The sequence below is a fragment of the Mesorhizobium sp. WSM3873 genome, from assembly GCF_001672445.1.
Taxonomy (GTDB): Bacteria; Pseudomonadota; Alphaproteobacteria; order Rhizobiales; family Rhizobiaceae; genus Mesorhizobium.
Genome location: NZ_LYTM01000011.1, coordinates 24,823 through 47,611 on the forward strand (window position 1 = coordinate 24,823; position 22,789 = coordinate 47,611).

Genomic DNA, 22,789 nt, shown 5'->3' on the forward strand with positions numbered 1-22,789 from the left:
TTCGCGGGCCCTCGCTCATGCCGCCTCGTTTTGTTCCTCCGACGCGCCCTTGACCACCAGGCCTTCCTCCTCCTCTTGGAGAAGGTCGGGCAGGTCCTCGACATCGATCGAGGAGAAGTCAGAGTCGGGATCGCCGCCAACGCGCTGGCGCGATTCCTCGGGCGAGATCACGCCGCCGTCAATCAGGATGACGTCGCGCTCGGCCTTGATCTTTTCAACCTCGGCCGCTTCCTTCTCGTTGGTCTCTTCGAGCTTCTCAAACTCGAAGTCGATGCCGGGGTCGGTCTCGCCCCAAAGCGAGATCATCACCAGGCCGAGAAGGCGGTGCAGCGGCTGCCGGAACAGGTGTTCCTGGAACGAGTGCACGTAGTCGTAGAAGACCTGGATTTCGCCCTCCGATGAGGCGTTGAGGCCCGCTGGCTGCGTGCCGAGCAGCTTCACCAGCGGAATGTGGCTCACCGACGCCATGTGCTCTTGCGCCTGCGCCTGGAGCACGTCGAGCCCGGAGAGCGGAGCCGCGACGTTCTTGAAGTCCTCGCTATCCTTATCGATCATCATCAAGCCGCGATTGGACCTGACCAAGTTGAAAAGTTCAGCGCGCCGAAAGAGCTGGTCGCCATCCGCCTGCAGTGTCTCGCCGAGATTGGTGGCGAGCAGGAAAACGCTGAACATCGAGATGATGTCGTTCACCGACTGGCGCGTCTCCAGCCAGTTGTCGACATACGGCTTGCACATCTGCGACAGCGACAAGCCGCCGAACGAATAGGTCGGCTTCAACAGGTCGGGCACTTCGCGCCCGATCAACGTGATGAGGCGTGAAGTGTGGACGATCTTGGCCTGCACATACCAGCTGTCGGGCCGATACCAGTTGTCCTTGAGCGGATCGCTCGAGTTGTAGTTGGTCGGATAGCACCAGACCGCCTCGACGGTGCGCAGCGCCTTGATCGGCTTCTTGGAGAACTTGGTGACGCTGAGCTTGTCCCAGCCGTCGCCGATCGGCTTTTGCAGCTCGTCCGAGTCGTCAGTGTCACCGGTGTCGATGTAGATGTGACCACGGCCGAAGAAGCCATCCTGCTCGGCGGCGCGGCAAAAGATGTCGCGCACGTTGAGGCGCTTGAACTCGGCCTCCAGCTCCGCGATCTTGTCGGCCTTATCCTCGCCGTCGTTCGAGGTGAAGCGGATCCATTTGCGCGTCATCTCGGTCGCGATGGTCTCGGAGATCACCCGGTATTCCGGGCGCTGAGCCAGCTCCGAGAGGTAGGCGTAGCCGAGGAAGGTGATCCCCTCCGAGAAGTAGCCGCTCAGCGCGAAGGCGTTCGCCCAGCTCTGAACCGCGCCGACGGCGCTGTCCATGGCAAGCCCCGTGTTGCCCGACGGGAGCACGCCATCCGGGTGCTTGGGCAGGGTGAAGACCGGCACCGGCTGCTTCGGTGCGGCCGCTTGCGCGCGGATCGCCGACAGCATCGCATCCGAGATGCGCGTGGGAGGACGCGCTCCTGGAGGAACCGCTGCCGGCGGCGCCGACGCAGGGACGTCGGCGACTGGTCCGCATGTCCAACGACGGCGCAATGCGCCCCAAAGTTTCTTGATCATCGCGGCCCCGGCTGGGCAGCGCGCCGAAGAACGTCGTCGCTGATCACCATGGCCCCCTTGATGTTGAGCAGCCTCGTAAAGGCTCCGGAAGATGCGTCGACCTGGTCCATCAGCTTGGAGGCTGGGAACAGGCAGAGTTCGTCGAGGTAGAGCGTGTTCCACTCACCTTCGACGATGTAGACGTTGCCGTGCTCGCATTGAGCGGCGAACGGCTCGGCGCGCGTGACCTTGTCGCCGGTCTCGCCCTCGGCATGCACCTTGTAGCCGGCGAGCTGGGCGACGAAATCCTGCACCTGCGCCTTGCCAGCCTGACCAGGATCTTGCGGCAGGCTGATGTGGACCGTCTTCCCGTCGAGCGCGGCCTGCGTCTCGATGGTCTTGCGGACCGACTTGCCTTCCTCGCGAAGCGTCACGACATGGCCGACATAGTACCGGCCCTCGGGATCGCGGCCGAGCTTGACGCCGGCGGTGCGCGCGCCAGTGCCGCCTCGAGTCCCGGCCAAGTCCCAATGGCGGACCCAGATCGTACCCTTCGGCGCTGCCCTGACGATGCGCCCCTCGAACCAGGCGCGCTGGAACATGCCGCCGGCGCGCGGCGCTGGGCGCTGCTGATACTGGCCCGCGACGGCATACGACGTCATGTCGTTGTAGAGCTGTTTCAGCTCATCAGGCGGGAAGCGGATCGGATCGAGGATCTCGCCGTCGACGGTGCGAGGATCCTGCCGCCAGACGAGCTGGAGCTTGATCGCCTCGATCTCGGCGCGACGCTCGTCTGGCAGATTGTCGTTCTCGCCGTACCAGTGTTGCTTGCTCGCGTCATAGCGCGCCAGGATCGGCTCGCCGACGGAGCTGGAAACCTTGACCGGGGTGTAGCAGCAACGGTCCGGCTCGAACTGCATCGGCAGGCAGAGATGAACATAATCCATCTTGCCGTCGAGGATGACGCCGGTGACGTCGGCCTCGTGCAGGCGCTGCATGATGACGATGATCACGCTGCGCTTCTGGTCGTTCAGGCGGTTTTGCGCGCCCTCGCGAAACTTGCGGGTTGTGGCGGTGCGCTCGGTCGCCGATTCCGCCGTCTCGGTCGAGTGCGGATCGTCGATGATCAGGCGATCGCCACGCTGCGAGGTGAGCGAGCCAAACGCCACGCCCTCGCGGGTGCCGGTGCTGTTGTTGGCAAACGAGGTCTCGGCCCTTCGGCTGAGATAAACCTCGGGCCAGCGATCCTGGTACCAGCGCGACAGGATCAGATCGCGGCATTTGCGGGTGTCGCGATTCACCGGCCCGTCGTTATACGCTGTCGACAGATACCGCATGCCGGGCCGGCCGGCCGGTCCCCATTCCCAGGCCTGCAACAGCACCGAGACGAGAAGCGATTTCGATGTGCCGGGCGGCACGTTGATGACGAGGCGGTTGCGGAGGCCCAGCTCGAGAAACTTGCCCTCGACCAGCGCTTGCAGATGGTCGCAAACCACCTGCATGTGCCAGTTCCATACCAGCGGCGTCTCTGGCTCGAGTTCGAGCCAGGCCATCTTAACGAACTCGGCGAACGATCCCTTGGCCTTGCGCCGGTCTCGCTCGATCAGCAGGTCTTCGAGGTCGGGGGCAATGAGCGGCGCGCGGGCGGCGGCAGACTTCTGCGCCATTCAATTCACCCTTGCGCTTCGGCGGCCTTCCGTCGTTGCGCTGCCGCAATCAGGACGTCCAACTCCTCGTCGGTGTAGTCTTTCGGGTTCGCCCGTGCTTGCGTCTCGACCGGACCGCCGTTCTTGCCGGTCTGCTCGACGCGGCGCACATAGCCCCGGTCCTTGCCTTTGAGCTCCAGGTACCAGCGCACGGTCTGCAAATCGCCAGAGCGAAGCGCGATCACCACCTGGCCCTCGGCAACGTCGAGCAGCTCGTCGGCGATCTCGGAATCGGCCTCCTGGATTTCAGGATGCTCGTTCAGGAAGGCGTAGAGCGTGGTGCGGCCGACGTTCAGCTTCTCCGCCGCGACCGTCTTAATGCCGCCGCACTGACGCAGCATCGCGATCACGCGCGGCACATCGCGCTCGGTCAGCTTCGGCGATGCCCCGCCCCGGTTGCCTTCCGCCGGCTTCGGCAGTGGCGTCGGCTCAGGTTTGGGAGCAGGCTTCGGCGCCACAGGGGGCGATGCCTTGCCGGCCGGCTTGTTCTTGCCGCGCGCCGGCTTTTTTTTCGGCTCGGCTTTCGGCTTCGCTGTGGCCGCTTCAGCCTTGGCCTTGGCCTTCGGCTTCGATGTCGTCACGCTGGTCGTGGTCTTGATCACCGGACGACTCGCGCGTGCGAGTGTTCGGAATGTTCGGGATGGCTCTTTTTTTTGCCACCCATCCCGCAACGCATGGACATCATGCCGCGAGCCGAACCGAATGCGATTGTGCTGGTCAAATCGGGCCGCAAAGCCTTGCTGGGCATAAGGTCTGCAAACATGCGCCGAAATGCAAACTGACCCATAATGCTTGACGCTGCGGCCACGCTAACCACCGGCACTACGTTACACACACACGAATGCATCTGGATCATGGAAGGAGGACGCGTGCGAGGCACATGACGAAGGTGAACGACAGGATGGCGAGCACCACGATAAACGGGGTGCCGAATGGCGGGCCGGCGATGGGCGCTTCGGGCTTGGGAAACGAGCCGCGCAAGCTGGGCAGTTCATGCCGCATCGGATTTGTCCTCCGCTTCCGCTTCGAGTTGATCCAGCCGCTCGCCGGCAAGGCGCGCCATGACCGAGAGGGCGATGCCCGAATTGACGATGTTGAGCTGGCTCTTGGTGCGCACGATGGCGTCGAAGAACTCGTCGAACTTCGACTGCGGCGCGGCATGGATGCGGAAGCGCTTGGCCCTTTTGGCGAGTGCCTCCAGCTCTACCTCGAAACGCACGCGGTCTTCCGGCAGGAAGGAGAACAGCAGCTCGTCGTATTTGATGTTCGCCCCGCCGAGCGCTGTCGCACCTGGTCCCTTGTCACCAGAGAGCACGCTGTCATCGAGACCGGAGAACTTCTTCGCATCAATGTCGAGCGAGGCGTAGAGCTGGGCAAGCAGCGACTGGTCATCCTCGCCGTTGATCGAGTTGTGGCTGAGCTGGATCGCCACCTTGCGCTTTTCGCTCAACGGGGTGGTGATCACGAGCGCGTCGACCATCGGCAAGCCGGCCTCGATCGCCGCGGCCGTGCGATGATGTCCCGACAGGATCTCGAGAGAGCCGTCCTTGTTCTCGCACGCCAGGACCGTGGTGGTGAGGCGGCCATCGATTTTGACGTTCTCGACAAGGCGCTTGAACATGGCCGGTGCCATGTAGTGCGCGTTCTTCTCGCGGCGGCGGAGCGTGTTCGGATCAACCTGGCGCGCCTCGATATCAAGGGCCTTCCAGTCAACGCTTGAAGTGCTTGCCATACCACCACTCGAACGCTTGTTGCGGCGTCTCGTCGATGCGGGCGCCGACGTAATGCAGGCGGAACTTGCCTTCCGGCTCGTCGATCTCTTCGCGCTTGGTCTGCTCGAAGATGCCGCGATATTTCATCGAGACGGGATGATCCGAGAACGCCGAGGTTTGCACCTTGTCGAAACGGTCGATGAAGCGCTTGCCCATGTCGCGCAGCAGCTCGCCGTTGCAGGCGAGCCTGGTGACTAGCTTTGACAGCCTGCCCTCGCGCGAGATGGCGAAGTCGGACAGCAGGTAGATCGACCGCTTCGCGAATTTGTCGAGGTTGTAGATCAGGCCGCCGACCAGCATGTCGTCGACCCGCACCAGATAGTTCACCATGCCGGGCGTGTGGGTGATGCCCTTCTTGAGGTAAACGTCCTTGAGGAACGTCATCTGGGCGGCATCGGCCCGGCCAATCGTCACGACCGAATCCGGCTTGATCTTGTCGATGTCGATCGGCTTGTAGCGGAACGGCGCCGACCGCGGCACGAGCTGCAGGTAGGACGACTTGCCTGTCGACACGTAGCAGTAGTGCGGATGGCCGCGCCCGGAGACGAATTCCAGCTCCGGTTTCAGATCGTCGTAAATCTGGTCCGAGAGGATGCAGTAGGGGACGCCCGCCTGCCGCACGCGCTCGATGAGACCGCGCAGCGCCTTGGGGTCGAACAGCTCATATCGGGGAGCTCCCCATTTGATGTTCTCGGCCAGGAACTCGAACATCTTTTCGTAGCCGCCTTTGTAGAACGGCGGGTAGGAGAAGATCGCGGCCTTGCGGTCGATCGCCTCCTCGAGATGCAGGATCCAGTCGCGCGGCGAATAGCTCTTGATCGGGATCATGCCCGGAAGCTTGCGGACCTTCTCCAGGGTGCGCTCGACATAGCTGCCGAAGTTCTCAACCAGGTGCTCGCGATGGCTGGTCTTGTAGGCGTTCGCCTTGCCGCCAGCGAAGCGGCCGAGATTGAACCCGACGGCCAACGCGGCGAGGCGCTGATCGGGCTCCCGAAAATTGAACTCGTTCACGAAGTCGAGCGCGCCGTGAAACTCATAGTCTATCGGCTTGCCCAGCACGTAGCCGGCGATGGCTGACGAGTAGAGGCTGACGTCGTTGGAATGCATCTCGACGCCGGGGAAAGTGGCGAGGGTGATCTGCTCGAACCGGAACGTTCCGGAGCAGCAGTTATAGACCCGTCCCCACTTGTCGACCTCAGAGACGCGAAGGATTTGCGCGATGCACTCCTTCGGCACAACGCCTTGAAACATAACGGCAAGGGCCTCGCTTTTTCTCTTGCATCGGGGGTGTAACCGAATAAGATATTTGTAACCAGAACGGTTACTCCCTGCCACGGACGACCGACCAATGACCCTCAACGACCTCGCCGCCAGCCTCCATCAGAAGTCCGGCTTCGGCGGCGCGCGCCTCGAAGCGATCACCTTCGCCGCTGCCATCGGCATGGCCCGCTACGCCGGCGCCGAGCACCAGACCTATTTCAAGCGGCGCTTTGCCGAATCCATCGAGAAACTAAGCTCTGATGACGTGCTCGACGTCGTGGGATTTGTGGCGAAAGAGGCCGGCATTCAGCCATCGCCGGACCGCTTCAACACCAACTGATTTTTCAGGGACCGGCCGAATCGCAAAGCAATATCAGGCTGCGCGATTTCTGCCTGCTCCCCTGGCTTTTTGTCAAGTGTGTTTTGCAACCATTTTGGCAACAATCCCTACCACGGAGACTCGGCGGGCATCTCAGAATCGGTAGGCATTTGTTCTGGCTACCTGAGCTTGTGGGACTTGAGCAGATCGACGAGGCCGTCAGCCTCAGACTGGACTGTCGATAGAGTCACCTCCACTGAACGCATTACCCGCACGGCTAAGCTCGCTACCATTTCGGGCGCTTCCGCAGAATCATGTACTCCGAGCGACATCAGGCGGCCGTAGAAGTTGGCAACCTTGAAGGCCATTTCCGGTTCAAGCAACCCGATGCTCGCAACGTAAGCGTTGAAAATCGGTGTCTCGAATCGGAAGGAGATGCGTGGCCGCGTTTTCTTGTCTCCGCTTTCCTTGGCGATAGCCTCGGCGATCTGGATTTGTGCGGTCAATAAGCGCGATGCGTCCGCAAGCGCCAACCCAAGTGCCTGCACTTCGCCAAGAATTGCGTTGACGACAGACGCGAGCTTTTGTCGGCGGTCCGCCTCGGCATCGGCTTTGGCGAGAGCCTCTTCGTGCGACCGCCGCCTAGCGGATTCCTTTGCCAGCGCCCTTTGCGAATAGATTACTCCTCCGAAGCCGATCAACGCCGCGAAGAGAGCAACTAGCGGGCCCAAAATACCTTGGTAGTTTATGATCCAATCCACGCGCGCCCGGCCTTTTAGCGATAGCTTAAGGACCTGAATGTTGCAGTCAATGATCCGGGCAATTCACGCCCTCGGCGGGGTCGCGCCCACTTCGCGGGAAGAGGTCAATCGGTGCTATTGAGGGAGCACATTCGTATCAGCCACGAACCGTTGCCTTGTTGCTCGAAGATAGAGACCGACGTACCGTTTCCGGTCTCAAGACCTTCCGAATAGCTTGCGAGACTCCAAGCCAATTCGCCCGACATACCTGCTTGTATGACCCTCATCGTCTTGTCGCCTGCTTCTCCGTGGCCCTGTGTCCAAGCTGCATGGAGGGCCGCAATCTCATCACGGCCGCGAGCTGGGGGTGCATAGGGCGAATGCACCTCGGCGTCGGGAGTGAACATCGCTCCTAATGCTGAAGCGTCGGCGGCACGATAGGCAGCGACATAGGCTTCCCAGAAACGCTGCAGTTCTTCGTGAATCGCCATTGGCATCCCCCACTGCGATAAGGTTAGGCACTCAGACCGTCCCGTTGCGCAAGACTCCTCGCCTTAGTCGAGCCCGGCGAGGGAAAGCCCGTAAGAAAGTTTATCGCGGGTGCCCTGGCTGACAAACTCGTTCACAACTTGAATGCGAAGAGTTTCGTGATCAGGTACAACCTGTAGCGCCTTATTCAGTTCGGCTGTAGCTTCATTCATCCTGCCAAGCCTAGCGAAACAGATCGCAAGGTAGGCGGCGATGTACCAGAATTGCCTCGTCTGACGGGCGAAAGCTTGAATGGCTTCGGCGTACCTTTCCAGCACTAAGAACGCCATTCCGCGGATCTCCCAATGCCATGGCGGCGGAATAGGGTCTCGCAAAAGGGCCTCGTCCATGTTCCGCAGAGCCTCTTCGGCGTCGCCCGTGCGAACGAGCCACTCTGAATAATAGGCCAGCGCTTTCGTTTCACCCGGATTAAGGCTTAGAGCGCGCTGGAGATGAGAGCCCGCTTCGTCATACTTCTGCTGACATGTCAGAGCCATGCCCAAAAGTGCTTCAGCAGAAGCGTCCCCCCTATCGAGCAGCACGGCGGCATTCGCATACGCGACCATCTTTTCGAGGGTTTCGTCATCGGGTTCTTGCAACCAATCGATGTAGGCACAATAGCTCATTGCGGAATGAGCTTGCGATGAACTTGGATCAAGGGCGAGCGCCCTCTCTGCAAAGGGCCTGGCGCGGGCTGAATCATGCAACTCATCGTACTTTCGCGCCAACAGGATACATTCATACGCGGCCAACGTCGGAACACTCCGAGGGGCCGCGTGACTTGCTATTGCCTGCCCGAGGCGCGCTTCAAGCGTCACCGCAACCGTCCTGACAATGTCGTCCTGCACGGCGAATATGTCTACGACATCGCGATCATAGCGCTCGGCCCAAACTTCATGCCCAGTAGGAGCATAGGTCAGTTGAACAGCCACCCGGACCCTGCTCCCCGCTCGCCGCACACTGCCCGTCGCGACGTAGTCGACGTTCAGCTCTTTTGCGACGGCCCTGATATCGACGTTTTCACCCTTGAACGCGAATGACGAATTTCTCGCGATGACCAACAAGCCTCTAAATCGCGAAAGTTCGGTCAGGATGTCCTCGGATATTCCCTCGGCGAAATACGCGTGATCCGATCCGCCCCCGACGTCGGAGAATGGAAGTACCGCGATAGATGCGAAAATTGGGACCGGCGCGTGTGGCGGAGCATCGAGCTCCAGTCCTGCGCCCATCCTGTCGACTATCTTCGCCCCAGCGCCGGTAGAGGTTCGATCTTGTCTCAGTGAGTTTTGTTGGGATGGCCCTTCATATTGCGAGAACGCGTCTAACAGAAGCGGGTCTATGCCCACTAGGGGAAGCGTAAGCGTTGGCTTTTCGTCGGGCATAACGAAAGCTACTTTCATCCACCATTCGAGTTTACGGGTGTTGTAGTGCCTGTCAATGGGAAGAGGCCGGGAGCTTATCCGAGGCGCTTTTTCGATGTTTGCGAGAGGACCCGCGTTGCCTACTCTGGTAGGCCCGCCAAACGCCAACCACCAATGAATGGCTGCCCAATGCTCACCTCTCTGAAGGGTGAGTTCGCCGCCAGATCACCGAACCTCCAATTTGGATTGACCGTAAGAAATAGACGAGCTTCCTCCTGTGCCTCAGAGAGGCGACCGGAAAGGGCAAGCGCGGCAATCAGAGACTCTCTCGAACCCGTCCCATAGGTTTCTTCCCGGCTCAAGGACACTACAGCTTCTTCGTACTGACCGGAGGATATTTGCGCCATTCCCATGATCCAGAAATACCCACCCGGCGGACGAGGATTCAAACGCAGTGCCTCCGCACAAGCCACCAGCGCCGCTTGCGGATTGCCTAAGTAGAATTGAAGCTCACCTTTCAACGCAACCGCATGTGCGTCGTTGGGATTTAGCCGAACCGCAGCATCTAGTTGGAGCTTTGCTTCATCCCAATTGCGCTCATAAAGCTGAACGTAAGCTAGAATCGCGCGAGCGTGAGAATCATCCGGGTCGATTTCCACCGCTCGTCGCGCGTGCACCAGAGCCTTGGCGCGGCCGGGCATCTGCGGCCCTCCCCAAATCATCCAGCCGTGTAGCAGTGAGACGGCAAGATTGCTGTGGGCCTCGCAATAATTTGGGTCCAGCGAGACAGCACGCTCCAGATCAGCAGACGCCTCATTGGTGTCTGATCTCGAAATGTCCCATTTTCCTCGCGACCTAACGCAAAGGTCATAGGCCTCGAGATTGGATGGCTTTGACCGCGAAGAAATGTTTTTTACGCCTATCTTGCCGGAAATCGCTTCCACAACTCGTCGGGTAACTTCGTCTTGCAGCTCAAAAATATCAGATAGTTCCCGATCAAAGCGTTCGGCCCAGACGTGATTGCCCCGGTCTGCACCGTCGATAAGCTGCACATTGATGCGAAGGCGTTTGTCGGATCGCCGGGCGCTACCTTCAAGTATGTATTTGACACCTAGGTCGCGAGCGATCTCACGAACATCAGCGGATTTGCCTTTGTATGCGAACGTTGAATTGCGTGCGATGACGAGAAAGCCCGAGACATTTGATAGGTCCGTTATGATGTCTTCGGTCAGGCCGTCGGTGAACTGCTCCTCAGCGGTCTCGCCACTTATGTTCACGAAAGGAAGGACGGCGATACTGTTATTGGGGACAAAGGCCGTCAGACGTTCTGGCACGCTTGCGCCGAGGCTTGCGAGCGCAGTCAGATAAAGGGGATCGGCAGAAACGATGGCTTCTTCAGCCACAACTGACCTCCGGCAGCTCCGGCGACACGCTGCTCAGTTGATATCGACTCCCAGAATTGCGCAAGAGCAATTGGAAAAGCTGGTCCCGCGGCCAGGCTGGCGCGCTCGGCTTTGGCGCTCTGATGCTGCTCACACGAGCCAAGCCCTCGACGTCAGATTGAAGCATTGCAACTTGAGCCGGATTGGCTTGCTCGCAGTTCGCCTGGTTAGGCGAGTTTGGCGGTCGCCCACCCTGTCGACGGCCGGGCAACATCGCCCGGCGCGCTTGCAGGCGTGCTCATCATGGGCCTTCTACAGCAGTCGCATCTTGGGCGTGCTGGTCGCCCCCGGCGCGGTCTGGGGCGCCATCTACTACAAGCGCGAGCAGCGCGACTAGCGCGATCGCGACCGCTAGGGCCGCATCCTGACAACTGCACTGGGCGAACACGATTTTTTGTCCGTGGTTGCATTGTAACCAAATTGGTAACTGACTAAGTTACTGTGGTTACAAGGTTTTTCCCTACCACGGTTGAAAGATGCCCTACTGCGACGACTGCCTAACCCCTTTTCCCTTCGACAGCAGTGAAAGCTGCCGCTGCTCTTCCTGCCGCGACCGGCTCGCCGACCTCCAGGCGGCCGAAGCGGACATGGAAGCTGACGCACCAGCAGAAGGAGGCGCGATGCACTGAGAGAGGCAAACAATCCCTTCGATAGGGCGGCGGGAGGAAGTCCCGTCGCCCACCAACCCGCTACCACAGAGACCAGAGACCATGACCGACAAGATGACTGAATACGAGTTCACCCTGCTCGACGGCAGCAAGCGCTACGAGTTCGTGAGCGAGCTTGGCGACGCGTTCGCCTTCCAGCGCATGTACAAGGCGCGATCCTTCAAGCCGGTGGACGCGCCCGACCTATGGGACACCGCCGCCCGAGCCGCAGGTTGGGAACAGAGAGACAGCCATTTCACGCGCTGCGGTGTGTCGATTGCATACGTCGATTGGAAGACTCTTTGCATCGCAGAAGGGATCAGCCCATGAACGCGCTCATCCCGCGCAACACGATCGAGCAGATCGTCGCCTATCGGGACGCCGCGGTCGCGGCCTATCACGGGGCGTTCGCCTCAATGGAGCAAGCCGACCGGGAATTGAAGAAGGCGGCGGCGCTCTGGAAAGCGGCCGCCGGAGATCATGCCTGCTCTCGATACGGAGACCGCGACAACCACGAGGTCAGGGCATTTTTCGAAGCCGTCGATTTGCCAGACGCCGAGCAGTGGAAGCGCACAGCAATCCGCCTGATCGATATCTCGTGCTGGCATTACCTGGTCCAGATGACCGACCTCGAGATCCTGATGGACAAGCAGGCCAAGGACGAGCTGCGCGACACTCTCAGGTGGGTGCCGGAGCGCTACGACCACCGGCACGGCGACGGAAAGGAACTGGTCAATCTCGACGAGATCATGGGGATCCCGCCGGTGACCGTCGACAACGTGTACGCCACGATCGACAAGTGGGCCGGCGAATCCGAAATGATCTTCCGCCGGGGCATCGCCACGGCGTTTTCCAAGCTCGATCGCCGTTTCCGTTCGCACGACGGCTTCAAGGTCGGCAGCCGCATGATCCTGCCCTACGCCTTTGACCGCGACCACGGCAACGTAACGTGGGGCGGAACATGGGAGACGGTGCGCGATATCGAGCGGACGTTCTCAATCCTCGACGGCAAGAAGCCGACCTACAACAGCATCGAGAACCAGGTGCGAGCCGAGCGCAGGGGCTTTCAGCCTCAGCAGTCCGAACATCACGGCGAGTATTTCAGGATCGTCGCCTACAAGAACGGCAATGCCCATCTCTGGTTCACGCGTGACGACCTGGTGGAAAGGGTCAACAAGATGCTCGCCGAATACTACGGCGAGGTGATCGGCGACGGGCAGACCCAGGAACCCGACGACCTTTTCCGCAACCGGAAGACCACGCCGGCTAAGAACTTCGGTTTCTTCCCGACGCCCGACGCCGCGGCCGAGGAGTTGCTTAAGAGCATTCCCCTTCTCCAGCCTATCGAGAAGCCGCGCCTTCGGATCCTGGAGCCCAGCGCCGGCACCGGCAATCTGGCGCGCCGCTGCCTGACCGGCATCGAAGATTTCGCCGATCATTACGGATATGGGGACGCGGCCCGGATGGACCGCTGGCGCAAGGAATACCGCTTCGACAACCAGGTCGATTGCGTGGAGCTACAGCCAGCGCTTGCCGCCGCGCTCGAGGCGCAGGGCAAATACCGCAAGGTGTACGCCGCCGACTTCCTGGCGCTGCGCCCCTCCGTGACGGGAAAATACGATCGCATCATCATGAACCCGCCGTTCGACATGGAGCGCGATATCGACCATGTCGTGCACGCCCTCGACTTCCTGGAAGACGGCGGGTGCCTCGCGGCCATCATGTCGGCCGGCACCGAGTTTCGCGAAACTCGCAAGGCCATCGCTTTCCGGGCCTTGATCGAGAAGCTGAACGGCCAGTTCCGCGATCTGCCGCACGGATCCTTCGCCGAGGTCGGGACCTACGTGAACACCGTCACGGTCAAGCTATGGAAGGACGGCCGCAGAAATTACTTTTAGCTTGACCATATTGTAACCAAATTGGTTACATCATAGGATCGTTATCCCTACCACGGAGTCCAAAAGTGTTTCGCCCGTTACCAGAAGACGAGGAGGAGCGGCGGCGCCGGCTCCCCACCATCAGCCAGGCCCTCGACATGTGGTCGTCCTGGCATAGCGACTGGTCGCCCCTCGGCTGCACCGGGGATTACGCCCTGGACATGCGGCTCGCAGATGCATTCCGCAATCTGCTCTACCGGCCGGAGCTTCGCGACCGGCTTGACTGGATCGAGCGACAGCTACGCGAGCCCCGCCATCGTGCGGCCGACGACCGCTACCAGGCCGAGCTGATCAAGTGGTGGCTCGAATTGTTTGCCAGCGAGACGCTCCCCACCATCAACCAACGCCTCGAGGCACGAGAACTGCAATGCGCTTCATCCTGATCGATGCCACACTCCGGCGCGCCATCGACTACCAGACGCCGCGCCCTCTGGGGCACCAGCTCTTCTGCGAACTTCTTGAGAGCGACAGCCTCGACCGCGTGGAGTTGGCGCCGGGCCTGGACCTCTGGCTCTCAACCGGACCATGGCGAAGGACGTTCCAGTTTTTCCGCTCGGGCGCCGAGTTCGCGGGCAATGGGATCCTGGCAGGACGAACGCTGCTCGACGACGTCAAGAGCTTGCCGCGCGCCATCAGTTTCGAGACGGTGACGGCGTGGGTCAATTATCCCGAAGTGCGCTTCGAGGCGCCGCAGCCGCGCCGGAAATATCAAAGGCCGACCGGGTTGCCCCTGATCGGCCCTCCTCTCCATCCCTACCACAGGACAGCGCCCGAAGGCGCTGGAGAGAACCCATACCTAATGCAGATGTACGGGTGAGGCAACGTACCAAAATGGTAACACACAGTGTCATCTTGGTTGCTTGAGAAGTTCACCGGATTTACATTTGGACCTGTCCAAAGCCCTACTACCGAAAGAGTCGAAGATGCGCATTTTCACCAGCTCCTGGCTCACCAAGCTCCCGCCCGAAATCCAGAAAATCGGAGTGTCGAGGGGCACGCCGCGAGGATATCCGGCGGGCTACCGCAAAATGCCCGAACTCGCCCCAGGCGAATGGTTCAAGACCGCCAGCGAGCGCGAGTATAAGCAGCTCTACTTCGAAGGCCTCGACAGGCTCCATCCTGGCCGGATCGTCGCCAAGATGGAAGACCTCTCGGGCGGCAGGGACGTCGCCCTGCTCTGCTACGAGGCCCCGACCGACAACCAGTATTGCCATCGCGCCTACATCTCGGTCTGGCTGAAAGAAAAGCTCCGGCTCGAAGTGTTCGAACATGGCCTGGAGGCCGAGGGCTGCGGTTGGCACCATCCCAAGCTGCCGGCGCAATACCGCCTCCGCCAGCCGCCGCAGCCCCTCCAGGTCGCGTCCTACCTCGGCGCCGAGGCGCCCGACCGCCAGGGCCGCGTCTGGAAGGTGATCGGCATCAACCCGGAACACGTCGATCAGGCAATCGTGCAATCCGGCGACGACCAGCTCTCGATTTCCGGCGCCGTCCTGGAATCCCGCTTCAAGCAGGTGAACTGACCACCGCCGAAGTACTTGAAATTATTCGGCTTTTTGGCTTATGCCCACTTGTAACCGATTTGGTAACAGGCTAAGTTATTGAAGTAACTTAGAAATTCAGATCGGTGCAGCAGAAAGCCGTTTCCTTTCACCGCTGCAGCCTTCGCCGGAACTCCCCTTTCAGCAACGGGCCGGCGATTGGTGACTTCTCGTCAAACTGACCGGCCGAGTGAAATCGAACCGGGGACGGGCCAGGCCTAGCATAACCGCCGGAGCCGCACCGATCTGGGAAATCCCTACCACGGAGACCAGACATGAACCTCGAAATCGAAGCTCTGCGCCAGTCAGCCCCGAAGCTGCACGGCCGCGACGCGGAGTTCGCCGCATCCCTCCTGCACCAGTATGACAGCCGCTCGAGTCTCTCGGAGCGGCAGTGGCCCTGGGTGGCGACTTTGACCCAGCGCGCACAAGCCGGCGAGCCCGCGGCGCCAAAGGCCAAGGTCGGCTCGATGGATGGCCTGATCGCGCTGTTCGACACGGCGATCGCCAACAAGCTCAAGCATCCGAAGATCCGTTTCGACGTCAACGGCGAGACGGTCGTCCTTGCTCTCGCTGGGGAGCGTTCCTCTCACGCCGGCCAGATCAACGTCTCGTCGCCGGGCTCGTTCGAGAGCCGCGACTGGTACGGCCGCATCGACCGCAAGGGCGAGTTCACCCGCTCGCGTCGGTCGCCCGGTCCCGACGGCCTGGTCTCGGCTCTGACCGCTCTGGCCGAGAACCCTTCGAAGGCCGGCGCCGCCCACGGCAAGCGCACCGGCAACTGCTGTTTCTGCGCGATCGAGCTGACCGACCACCGCTCCATCGATGTCGGCTACGGGCCGGTTTGCGCCAAGCGCTGGGGACTGACGTGGGGTTGATCCCCGCGCCTTCCTCGAGACCCAACCCCCTACCACGGAGAAAGACAATGACCATCAACGTGACGCCGGCCGAGATGCTGGCGATCTGCAATGCTCTCGCCGCCTCGGGCAACCAGGCGCTTTCCGCCCGGCTGGCCGAGGATGCCGAGATGGGCGAGCCGAAGACCGGCTTCGACGAAGCGATCGAGAAGGCGCTGGCGCGCCGGTCGCACGACACCGCGAACCGCATCCGCGCCGAACGCCGCATCGCCCGCGCCCTGGTGAAGGCCTGCCTCGACCGGGGCTACCTGATTTCCGTCTACGACAGCGAGGATTGGGTGGTGAGGCGTTCCGACGACAAGGCGGCAATCATGCTGGCGCTGTTTTCGACCGACGAGGATGGCATCCATCTGCGAAGTCCCACCGGCGACAAGCTCGGCTGGTTCCAGCTGATCTATGGCAATTCGGGCTACGATGTCGTGTCCGACCATGCCGACAACGAAATCTGCAATGCGATCTGGGACGAGGTCATTTCGCCCTTGGCCGACAAGCTCGAAGGGGAAATGTGATGGACGCGATTTACATCAGCATCGCCGCCAAGGGCACGATGGAATCGCTGAACAGCGCCGCGCGAGGCAAGGGCGAAGTCGTGCTTTCGTTCTACGGCCCGAAGGGAGGGTCGCGGGCGTGTGAAACCCTCACGCTCGAGTCCGCCGCCACGCTTCGCGACGAGCTCGTCGAAAGGCTGGCCTTCGACCACGCCAGCAACACCGTCGACGCTCTGACTCAGGCCGAGTCGTTCATTTCCGGCTTCGAGAGTGATCCGCTGCAGAAGGGCGTCGGTGACATCCTGGCCAGCTTGCGCGCCGCGATCCCGCGCGAACAGGCGCGGCCGGACATCCTTGCGGCGCTCAAACTCTGCGTCATCCGAGACCCAAGCCTGAAAAGCAATGCGATGGTGACCGAAGCCATTGCCAAGGCCGAGCCGACGGCGGCCGCCACCAATCGTCCCGGCGATCAGGCCGCAATCTATGCCGAAGAGACCGGCGTCGACTACGCGGCCGCGCTCGTTCACTGCAATATAGACTGAGGGTGGCCGGCATGAACATCGACACACCACCACCGTCCAGCCGATCGTCGTCCCCTCTTCATATATTAGCGTGTACTAACTCTCTGGGTTCGGTTAAATTGCAGGGTGAGATACGAGCAGCCTAGAGGGGTGCAATGATCAAGCCGGGACGCATGTGGACGCTGTGGGTTTCGTGCGCCCTCCTGGCCCTGCCCGCGCAAGCGAGCAGCTTGGGGGATTTGGTCAAGGATGGCGACGTCGCGGCCGTGACCTCCGCCTTGGACAAAGGCGCAGATGTCAACGAAATCGACGGTGTTACGGCGCTCTACATCGCCTCCGAACGTGGAAATGTCGAGTTGGCAGCGCTGCTGATCAAGCGTGGGGCAGACGTCAACCTGCCTGTCAGTTGGCAAAGAACGCCACTCTACGCCGCCAATAAGGGTGGGCATGCTGCCATCGTCAAGCTGCTGCTAGACAACGGGGCCGATCCAAATCGGGTGGCGAAAGCGCAGACGCCGCTGCATGTTGCTGCCGAAAATGGCTGCCTTGAGTGCGTTATCCACCTTGTCGGCGCCGGAGCAGACGTCAACGCCCTGACGTCGAATGGAAGTCCGCCGATACATCTGGCCAAGGTCGGAGGCCACGAGGACGTCGCGGCGTACTTGCGCGATCATGGCGCCGCAAGACCGGCCATCGCGCCGATTTCCGCACTCCTTGCATCAGCAAACGCTCAATCGGGCAAAGAGATATACGACAGCACCTGCGTCGCCTGTCATCTTTCGCCGGGCGTCAAGGTGCCCAAAAAGGTCAATCTGTGGGGCATCGTCGGGCGCGAGAAAGGATCCCAAAGCGATGTCCAGTATTCGGCGGCTCTGAAAGACGCTGGCGGCAAATGGACCTTTGAGGAGCTCAATCTCTTCATCTCGAATCCCTCGCTCACGTTGCCCGGTACGGACATGTCTTTCCCGGGTTTGAAGGAGGGAAACAAGCGGGCGGACCTCATTGCCTACCTGCGGACCTTGAGTGATGCACCGCTGCCGCTCCCTTGACCGCTGTTGTTGGAAACTTTGATACCAGCCATGCTTCCGCTTCCCTGATCATCAGACGCCGAGGCAGGATTACCATTTTGCACGGCTTCGTTGCTGGCGGTCGCGCGCGCAAGCGGGGGGCCCGCTGATCGGAACTTTTCTTAGTAACCACTTGTATCCATATCGGTTACATACTAAGTTATTGATGTTGCTAGGAAATTCCCTACCACGGAGCCCGACCATGAAGAAGCGCATCCCCCTCAACCTTGTTATCCCGAACCTCGACCAGCCGCGCAAGCATTTCGACCCGGTGAAGCTTCGCGAGCTGGCTGAATCGATCCGCGAGCGCGGCCTTATCCAGGCCATCACGGTTCGCCCGGTTTTCCTGACCGACGGTCGAATCGAAGAAATCACATCGGAGAACATCGCAGAATGGAACACTTTGCTCGACCTCCAATCGAAGTCGTCGCCTACACGGTCGGCTTCATCGACGGAGAGGGAACGATCAGCGTCAAAGGCAACCGGTTCCGCGTCGTCGTCAGCCAGTCAGTCACAAACGACGGCGCAACGATCTGCCGATGGTTGCGAGACGCATGGTGCGTCGGCACCGTCGCTCCATCACACCGAGTCTTTCACGGGAAAACCTGGGAGCAATAGTTCTGGACCGTCGCGGCGGCGAGAGAGGTCAAGCACGTCATCGATTGTTGCCTTCCCTACTTCCACGTCAAACGAAGCGCGGCAGAGCAAGTCGGAGTTAGAGTCAACGACTTCCTCAACAACGGGCATCGGTGCCGGTGGTCGCCGGAGGAAATCAAATTTCTCGGAGATCAATGGTGGCGGCACGACGACTGGATCGGCGAACAGCTCAGACGAAGCGCTACAAGCGTCCGACATCAACGTCGAGCCCTCGGCCTCGCCAAGCCGCCGGGCGGTCTATGAGATCGTCGGTGGGGAGCGCCGCTGGCGCGCTCACCAGCTGATCGAGGCGGCCGACATTCTGTGCGAGGTCGTCAAGATCGACGACAACGAGATGGCGCTGCAGGCGATCGTGGAAAACCTCGCCCGCGCCGACATCAAGCCGCTGGAGGAAGCGCGGGCGTTTCACGCGATGATCGACCGCGGCTGGACGGTCGAGCAGCTGGCGAAGGACATCGGCGTCCAGCCGACGCGCATCAAGGCCCGCACGGCGCTGCTTAATCTGGACGAGACGATCCAGAAGCTGGTCGATAGCGGTGCCTTCCCGCTCGGCCATGCAAACGACCTCGTCGACCTCCCCACGGCCGATCAGGTCAACATCGTGAAGCTGTTCTCCAGCGGCAAGCTGAAAGACTGGTCGAGCATCAAGGCGGCGGCGCAAGCCGTCCGCGACAGGATCGAGCAGGGCTGCATGTTCGACGACGACAGGCCGGAGCCGTCGAAGGACGATATCGCCGCCATGAGCAGGATGGAGAAGACGGTCGAGCGGATCATCGCCGCGATCGCCGGCGGCTTCAAGGACGGCGAGTGCATCGTCTTGAAGTCGGTCGATCCCACCAAGGCCGACAAATGGGCGGACACGCTGGCGGCGGCGTCGCGCTCCATCCGTTCGATGGAGTCGCAGCTGCGCCAGGCACATGCCCGCACCATGCTGATGTAGAATCCGGGTCGGCCGCTTCCCCCTCGGCCGACTTGGTAGGGAGGCCGTCGCGACTGGTCCTCGCGGCGGCCGTTTTTTGCGTAGCGGCCCGTGGAAGCGACCCTACTCCCCAACCCCGCCGCGCGCGTCCTGGCTAGCCCTGTGGCCGCTGGCGCCTTATTCGCGATCTTGGCATCCCTGATTTGCGCACCGAGTGCAGCGCTCGTTGCATCCGTAACGGCGGGAACCGACCTGCGCGCTGAGCGATGGCGACCGGTCAAATACTTGTGTCTTGCGCTCATTCACCGAGCATCGTTTTTGAACTGGCCTTGACATTCCGCAGAGAGGCGATCAGCCAATATGGACGGCCTGAAATGACTAATCCGGAAAGGCACAAAGTAATAATACTGGCTGCAACCTGCGCCGGAATATCAATTGCAACTTCCTTTTCCCACGCGCTTGCAGGCGATTTCATTATAACAGAGCAAGAGACGTGTGCAGCAGTCGGTGATCTCGCCGCGAAGCGACAGGAATGGGAAAATGACGCTACCTTAGGCAAGCCGTCGGCGCTCAACAATCTCGGGTTTTTGTACCTGATGGGGTGCGGCGTGAAGCAGGACGCGGAGCGCGGAAGGGAATACCTTGAGCAGGCCGCCGACAAGGGCGACGCGCAAGCGGAACACAATCTGGGCTACCTCTATGATAAGGGCGGCATCGGCGTGGCTCAAAACAGCGCTCTCGCCTTTGCATGGTATACCAAGTCGGCGGCCAAGGGATTTGCTCAATCGGAATTGAGCCTGGCCACAATGTATCGGAATGGCCAAGTAGGACCAAAGGATCCGGTCCGGGCCGTCGAACTCCTCCGCCAGGCGGCGGGCCAAGGGTTTGCCCCTGCCCAATTTCAGCTCGGCGCAGCCTATGAGAGCGGCGAAGGCATTGAGAGAGATTATGCGCAAGCGATGATGTTGTATCAGAAAGCGGCAGCCCAGAACGATCCCACGGCGCTGGCGGCAATTGGCTATTTGTATGAGTATGCCCGGGGTGTCCCACAGGACTTCGTCGCTGCCATGCGCTGGTATCGGGCTGCCGCCGCGGTAGGCAACCCCATCGGGGAAAACAATCTAGGCGGACTTTATGACAGCGGTAAAGGCGTCGCACCCGATGCCGCACAGGCCGCCATTTGGTTCGCAAAGGCGGCAGCGCAAGGACTACCTGCGGCCAATACCAATCTTGGCGCCCTCTACGCCTCCGGTCGCGGCGTCGTCCAGGATTATCAGCGTGCCGTTAGGTTGTTTGAAGTCGCGGCGGAAAAGGGAGAGGCCCAAGGGCAACAGAATCTCGGGGTCAGCTACCTGAACGGAAAGGGCGTCCCACAGAGCGACACCGAGGCCTTTTTTTGGTTTAGAAAGGCGGCCGAGCAAAATCATGCTGGAGCCCAGCACAATTTGGGACTCATGTATGCGACGGGTCGTGGCACTGCTGTCAATTTCCCGGAGGCCTTTGCCTGGCTGAAGAAAAGCGCCGACTTGGGCAATGCAGTCGCGCTTAACGACTTGGGTAATCTCTACGAGAAAGGTTTGGGGGTAGAAGCGGACCGTTCGAAAGCACTCGAACTGTACAGAAGGTCGGCCGCACTTGGCGTCGCAAAAGCTAAAGAAAACCTGCAAAGATTGCTCAAATAACCTGTGATCCTCAGATCACCGTCGGGGGAAGTCGCCCCCGGCAATTCTACACCTTGCCGCACGCGTCCTGACCGTCCTCTGTGGCCGCTGCCGCCTCATTCGCGATCTCGCTTTCCCTCAATTTTGCGCACCGGGCGCAGCGCTCGTTGCATCCTGCATCGAACAGGAATCCCGCCGGCGCATCCTGGCTCCCGCAGAGTGAGGTCGCGAGCCCTGCGCCCTCGCGCCGGAAGAAGTGGGCTTTGCTCCCTTCGAAGGCTTTGCGCGCCCAACCTTCGCGGAAGCCTTTCAGTGTCGGCGTGATGGTCATGGCACACGCCTTTCCACCGGTATCATTCGGCCCTTGCGGAAGATGCGCTCGGCCGCGTCGCGGGCCGTGGAGATGGTTTCGCCGTCCCGCCTTAAATGCCCATTGAAGTAGCGCAACAGGTGATCGGTGACCGCCTTCTGCGCCTCCAGTTCGGTCTCAAACACCTTCGGATGGCCCTTGTCGCCGAGTACCGGCTCGGCCTTGCCATCCTCGGCAAAGCGCAGCATCGCGTGGTGCCCGCCAGCGACCGGAACGGTGAAGCCCGCGAAATGGTTCAAAGCATGCTCTCCTGACGATTGGATGCGAGCAGATAGTCTTTCCAGTCGACGCGGATTGTGATGGTCGGCCCGGCGTAACTGCCATTCTGGTCCATCTCCCAGACGAACCATGCCAGGTTCATGCGGCTGCTGGACTCGTTGCCGTCCCAGCCGTCGCGATGCATCATCGGAAGGCGCCGCGTGAAAGCGTAGACCCGGGCCGGCTTGCATTCGTCCATTGCGTAATTGCGGTCGGCATCATCGAAGCCGCAGAAGAAATTCAGGTTGAGCAGCAGCGCCATCTTGCGCGGACGATGCACGCGCAGCGCATGCGCGACGAAGGCGTTGAGCGCAGGGCCATAGGGCGGATTTGTCGCGATGTCGGGTCCGAAAGTATACCAGCCACCGCCGCCCAGCTCGCTCGCGAGAACTTCGGGCGTGCTCGTCAGGAAATCCTCGACGCGCTGCAAAACGCCCAACGCGGTCACGGTTCCATAGTCCACCAGGTCGGAAATCTCGACCTCGTAGCCGGCCGCCTCGAGCATCTTCACGATGGCGCCGCGGCCGCAGGCCTTCACCGTAGGCGAGAACGACTCGAGCGCGAGCAGCGCATGCATCGCCTCCGGGCATGTCTCGTAGAGATTGTTGCCGCGCTCGGCGGCCGTGGCGGTGTCCGTGCCGATCGCCACGCGCAAGTTGGCCCGGCTCGGCTCGAGCCCGGCGGCCACGCGGCCGGCGATCGCGCGCTCCACGATCCCAGGATCCCGCCGCTCGGCATCGGCCAGCTTGCGCGCGTCGTGGATTTCCTTGCGGGTGAGCCCGGCTTCAGCTGCGGTGAAACCGTTCCCCTCTGGAACGGTTTTCGGTCTGCCGCCCTTCGAAGCTTCCCCTCTTTCCTGGGCGGCAGTCCATTCGGTGGCAATCGTGATCTTCGCGCGCGTTTCGATCAGCAGCGCGTCACCCTGGAGCCGGCGCGCCTTTCGGATCAGATGCTCGCCGGCATGGAAGCGGGTGGCGTAGCTCCCTGCCGCCTTCGCCTGGTCATAGGCGCCAGCGGCCAGCATGCGCGCCGATGCGACGTCGCCGTCGTCGAACAGCATCCGAGCTCGCTCGATGACATGAGCGAGTCCGGAATCGTCCAAGGGGACA

25 protein-coding genes are annotated in these 22,789 nt (G+C 61.1%); 12 read left to right on the forward strand and 13 right to left on the reverse strand.

Translation table 11 applies throughout. The features are described 5' to 3' along the window. Nucleotides 1–15: 15 nt before the first annotated feature. From A9K71_RS09270 to A9K71_RS09290, 6 genes are all read right to left on the reverse strand, one after another. Nucleotides 16–1,464, reverse strand: coding sequence for a DUF1073 domain-containing protein (locus tag A9K71_RS09270; protein ID WP_095828317.1), 1,449 nt, complete (start codon nt 1,462–1,464; stop codon nt 16–18). A 125-nt stretch (nt 1,465–1,589) separates the two neighbouring features. Then, nucleotides 1,590–3,239 (reverse strand): phage terminase large subunit, encoded by a 1,650-nt coding sequence (gene terL / locus A9K71_RS32455; protein WP_066993641.1) that lies wholly within the window; start codon nt 3,237–3,239, stop codon nt 1,590–1,592. 5 nt (nt 3,240–3,244) lie between these two features. After that, complete coding sequence (locus tag A9K71_RS09280; protein ID WP_066993644.1) at nt 3,245–3,880, reverse strand: helix-turn-helix domain-containing protein; 636 nt, start codon at nt 3,878–3,880, stop codon at nt 3,245–3,247. 250 nt (nt 3,881–4,130) lie between these two features. Next, nucleotides 4,131–4,280, reverse strand: a complete 150-nt coding sequence (locus A9K71_RS31315) for a hypothetical protein (protein ID WP_156752618.1) — start codon at nt 4,278–4,280, stop codon at nt 4,131–4,133. Beyond that, nucleotides 4,270–5,010 (reverse strand): ParB/RepB/Spo0J family partition protein, encoded by a 741-nt coding sequence (locus A9K71_RS09285; RefSeq protein ID WP_066993647.1) that lies wholly within the window; start codon nt 5,008–5,010, stop codon nt 4,270–4,272. The genes A9K71_RS31315 and A9K71_RS09285 overlap by 11 nt, the downstream gene beginning before the upstream one ends. Beyond that, nucleotides 4,988–6,301, reverse strand: coding sequence for a hypothetical protein (locus A9K71_RS09290; RefSeq protein ID WP_066993650.1), 1,314 nt, complete (start codon nt 6,299–6,301; stop codon nt 4,988–4,990). The genes A9K71_RS09285 and A9K71_RS09290 overlap by 23 nt, the downstream gene beginning before the upstream one ends. A 97-nt stretch (nt 6,302–6,398) precedes the next feature. On the opposite strand from A9K71_RS09290, the gene A9K71_RS09295 reads away from it, so the two are divergent. Further along, nucleotides 6,399–6,650 (forward strand): hypothetical protein, encoded by a 252-nt coding sequence (locus tag A9K71_RS09295; RefSeq protein ID WP_066993653.1) that lies wholly within the window; start codon nt 6,399–6,401, stop codon nt 6,648–6,650. Between the two features lie 158 nt (nt 6,651–6,808). On the opposite strand, the gene A9K71_RS09300 is transcribed toward A9K71_RS09295, so the two are convergent. The 4 genes from A9K71_RS09300 to A9K71_RS09315 all read right to left on the reverse strand — a co-directional run bounded on the left by A9K71_RS09300 (nt 6,809) and on the right by A9K71_RS09315 (nt 10,661). After that, nucleotides 6,809–7,390, reverse strand: coding sequence for a hypothetical protein (locus A9K71_RS09300; protein WP_066993656.1), 582 nt, complete (start codon nt 7,388–7,390; stop codon nt 6,809–6,811). 104 nt (nt 7,391–7,494) lie between these two features. Next, nucleotides 7,495–7,860: a nuclear transport factor 2 family protein gene (locus A9K71_RS09305; protein WP_066993659.1), complete on the reverse strand. Its 366-nt coding sequence runs from the start codon at nt 7,858–7,860 to the stop codon at nt 7,495–7,497. 63 nt (nt 7,861–7,923) lie between these two features. Further along, the gene (locus A9K71_RS09310) at nt 7,924–9,297 is read right to left on the reverse strand and encodes a tetratricopeptide repeat protein (protein WP_066993662.1); all 1,374 of its coding nucleotides are present in this window, start codon (nt 9,295–9,297) and stop codon (nt 7,924–7,926) included. Between the two features lie 101 nt (nt 9,298–9,398). Continuing rightward, nucleotides 9,399–10,661, reverse strand: coding sequence for a tetratricopeptide repeat protein (locus A9K71_RS09315; protein WP_095828316.1), 1,263 nt, complete (start codon nt 10,659–10,661; stop codon nt 9,399–9,401). A gap of 749 nt (nt 10,662–11,410) precedes the next feature. Between A9K71_RS09315 and A9K71_RS09320 the strand changes: the two genes are divergently transcribed. The 11 genes from A9K71_RS09320 to A9K71_RS09370 all read left to right on the forward strand — a co-directional run bounded on the left by A9K71_RS09320 (nt 11,411) and on the right by A9K71_RS09370 (nt 21,073). Further along, on the forward strand, nt 11,411–11,677 hold the full coding sequence (locus tag A9K71_RS09320; RefSeq protein ID WP_066993668.1) for a hypothetical protein: 267 nt from the start codon (nt 11,411–11,413) through the stop codon (nt 11,675–11,677). Continuing rightward, the gene (locus A9K71_RS09325; RefSeq protein WP_066993670.1) at nt 11,674–13,245 is read left to right on the forward strand and encodes a DUF4942 domain-containing protein; all 1,572 of its coding nucleotides are present in this window, start codon (nt 11,674–11,676) and stop codon (nt 13,243–13,245) included. Before A9K71_RS09320 ends, A9K71_RS09325 begins: the two co-directional genes overlap by 4 nt. A gap of 65 nt (nt 13,246–13,310) precedes the next feature. Continuing rightward, a complete protein-coding gene (locus tag A9K71_RS09330) occupies nt 13,311–13,667 on the forward strand; it encodes a hypothetical protein (protein ID WP_066993672.1) in 357 nt (118 codons plus the stop codon). Further along, complete coding sequence (locus A9K71_RS09335) at nt 13,652–14,101, forward strand: hypothetical protein (RefSeq protein WP_066993673.1); 450 nt, start codon at nt 13,652–13,654, stop codon at nt 14,099–14,101. Before A9K71_RS09330 ends, A9K71_RS09335 begins: the two co-directional genes overlap by 16 nt. Nucleotides 14,102–14,312: 211 nt before the next feature. Continuing rightward, entirely contained in the window at nt 14,313–14,804 is a 492-nt protein-coding gene (locus A9K71_RS09340) for a hypothetical protein (protein ID WP_156752619.1), read from the forward strand. A 293-nt stretch (nt 14,805–15,097) separates the two neighbouring features. Continuing rightward, the gene (locus A9K71_RS09345) at nt 15,098–15,700 is read left to right on the forward strand and encodes a DUF6011 domain-containing protein (protein ID WP_066993678.1); all 603 of its coding nucleotides are present in this window, start codon (nt 15,098–15,100) and stop codon (nt 15,698–15,700) included. A 47-nt stretch (nt 15,701–15,747) separates the two neighbouring features. Further along, entirely contained in the window at nt 15,748–16,248 is a 501-nt protein-coding gene (locus tag A9K71_RS09350) for a hypothetical protein (RefSeq protein WP_082980420.1), read from the forward strand. Next, complete coding sequence (locus A9K71_RS09355; RefSeq protein WP_156752620.1) at nt 16,245–16,769, forward strand: hypothetical protein; 525 nt, start codon at nt 16,245–16,247, stop codon at nt 16,767–16,769. Before A9K71_RS09350 ends, A9K71_RS09355 begins: the two co-directional genes overlap by 4 nt. A 134-nt stretch (nt 16,770–16,903) precedes the next feature. Beyond that, complete coding sequence (locus A9K71_RS09360) at nt 16,904–17,797, forward strand: ankyrin repeat domain-containing protein (RefSeq protein WP_066993683.1); 894 nt, start codon at nt 16,904–16,906, stop codon at nt 17,795–17,797. A 151-nt stretch (nt 17,798–17,948) separates the two neighbouring features. After that, nucleotides 17,949–19,412 (forward strand): ParB/RepB/Spo0J family partition protein, encoded by a 1,464-nt coding sequence (locus tag A9K71_RS09365; protein ID WP_156752621.1) that lies wholly within the window; start codon nt 17,949–17,951, stop codon nt 19,410–19,412. Nucleotides 19,413–19,765: 353 nt separating this feature from the next. Beyond that, nucleotides 19,766–21,073: an SEL1-like repeat protein gene (locus A9K71_RS09370; protein ID WP_066993690.1), complete on the forward strand. Its 1,308-nt coding sequence runs from the start codon at nt 19,766–19,768 to the stop codon at nt 21,071–21,073. Between the two features lie 46 nt (nt 21,074–21,119). On the opposite strand, the gene A9K71_RS09375 is transcribed toward A9K71_RS09370, so the two are convergent. Genes A9K71_RS09375 through A9K71_RS30155 form a run of 3 tightly spaced genes read right to left on the reverse strand, consistent with a single transcriptional unit; the run spans nt 21,120 to nt 22,782 of the window. Further along, nucleotides 21,120–21,383: a hypothetical protein gene (locus tag A9K71_RS09375; RefSeq protein ID WP_066993693.1), complete on the reverse strand. Its 264-nt coding sequence runs from the start codon at nt 21,381–21,383 to the stop codon at nt 21,120–21,122. Then, nucleotides 21,380–21,661 (reverse strand): hypothetical protein, encoded by a 282-nt coding sequence (locus tag A9K71_RS09380; RefSeq protein ID WP_066993696.1) that lies wholly within the window; start codon nt 21,659–21,661, stop codon nt 21,380–21,382. The genes A9K71_RS09375 and A9K71_RS09380 overlap by 4 nt, the downstream gene beginning before the upstream one ends. Beyond that, nucleotides 21,658–22,782 carry an SAM-dependent methyltransferase gene (locus A9K71_RS30155; RefSeq protein ID WP_245299572.1) on the reverse strand — a complete coding sequence of 375 codons (1,125 nt, stop codon included), beginning with the start codon at nt 22,780–22,782 and terminating at the stop codon, nt 21,658–21,660. The genes A9K71_RS09380 and A9K71_RS30155 overlap by 4 nt, the downstream gene beginning before the upstream one ends. Nucleotides 22,783–22,789: the final 7 nt, after the last annotated feature.

What these genes read in the sequence shown, in the direction of transcription:
- A9K71_RS09270 (WP_095828317.1), bottom strand. Translation starts at nt 1,464, where the DNA reads ATGCTGTCGGCGATCCGCGCGCAAGCGGCCGCACCGAAGCAGCCGGTG.
- terL (WP_066993641.1), bottom strand. Translation starts at nt 3,239, where the DNA reads ATGGCGCAGAAGTCTGCCGCCGCCCGCGCGCCGCTCATTGCCCCCGAC.
- A9K71_RS31315 (WP_156752618.1), bottom strand. Translation starts at nt 4,280, where the DNA reads ATGCGGCATGAACTGCCCAGCTTGCGCGGCTCGTTTCCCAAGCCCGAA.
- A9K71_RS09285 (WP_066993647.1), bottom strand. Translation starts at nt 5,010, where the DNA reads ATGGCAAGCACTTCAAGCGTTGACTGGAAGGCCCTTGATATCGAGGCG.
- A9K71_RS09290 (WP_066993650.1), bottom strand. Translation starts at nt 6,301, where the DNA reads ATGTTTCAAGGCGTTGTGCCGAAGGAGTGCATCGCGCAAATCCTTCGC.
- A9K71_RS09295 (WP_066993653.1), top strand. Translation starts at nt 6,399, where the DNA reads ATGACCCTCAACGACCTCGCCGCCAGCCTCCATCAGAAGTCCGGCTTC.
- A9K71_RS09305 (WP_066993659.1), bottom strand. Translation starts at nt 7,860, where the DNA reads ATGGCGATTCACGAAGAACTGCAGCGTTTCTGGGAAGCCTATGTCGCT.
- A9K71_RS09310 (WP_066993662.1), bottom strand. Translation starts at nt 9,297, where the DNA reads ATGAAAGTAGCTTTCGTTATGCCCGACGAAAAGCCAACGCTTACGCTT.
- A9K71_RS09320 (WP_066993668.1), top strand. Translation starts at nt 11,411, where the DNA reads ATGACCGACAAGATGACTGAATACGAGTTCACCCTGCTCGACGGCAGC.
- A9K71_RS09325 (WP_066993670.1), top strand. Translation starts at nt 11,674, where the DNA reads ATGAACGCGCTCATCCCGCGCAACACGATCGAGCAGATCGTCGCCTAT.
- A9K71_RS09335 (WP_066993673.1), top strand. Translation starts at nt 13,652, where the DNA reads ATGCGCTTCATCCTGATCGATGCCACACTCCGGCGCGCCATCGACTAC.
- A9K71_RS09340 (WP_156752619.1), top strand. Translation starts at nt 14,313, where the DNA reads ATGCCCGAACTCGCCCCAGGCGAATGGTTCAAGACCGCCAGCGAGCGC.
- A9K71_RS09345 (WP_066993678.1), top strand. Translation starts at nt 15,098, where the DNA reads ATGAACCTCGAAATCGAAGCTCTGCGCCAGTCAGCCCCGAAGCTGCAC.
- A9K71_RS09350 (WP_082980420.1), top strand. Translation starts at nt 15,748, where the DNA reads ATGACCATCAACGTGACGCCGGCCGAGATGCTGGCGATCTGCAATGCT.
- A9K71_RS09360 (WP_066993683.1), top strand. Translation starts at nt 16,904, where the DNA reads ATGATCAAGCCGGGACGCATGTGGACGCTGTGGGTTTCGTGCGCCCTC.
- A9K71_RS09370 (WP_066993690.1), top strand. Translation starts at nt 19,766, where the DNA reads ATGACTAATCCGGAAAGGCACAAAGTAATAATACTGGCTGCAACCTGC.
- A9K71_RS09375 (WP_066993693.1), bottom strand. Translation starts at nt 21,383, where the DNA reads ATGACCATCACGCCGACACTGAAAGGCTTCCGCGAAGGTTGGGCGCGC.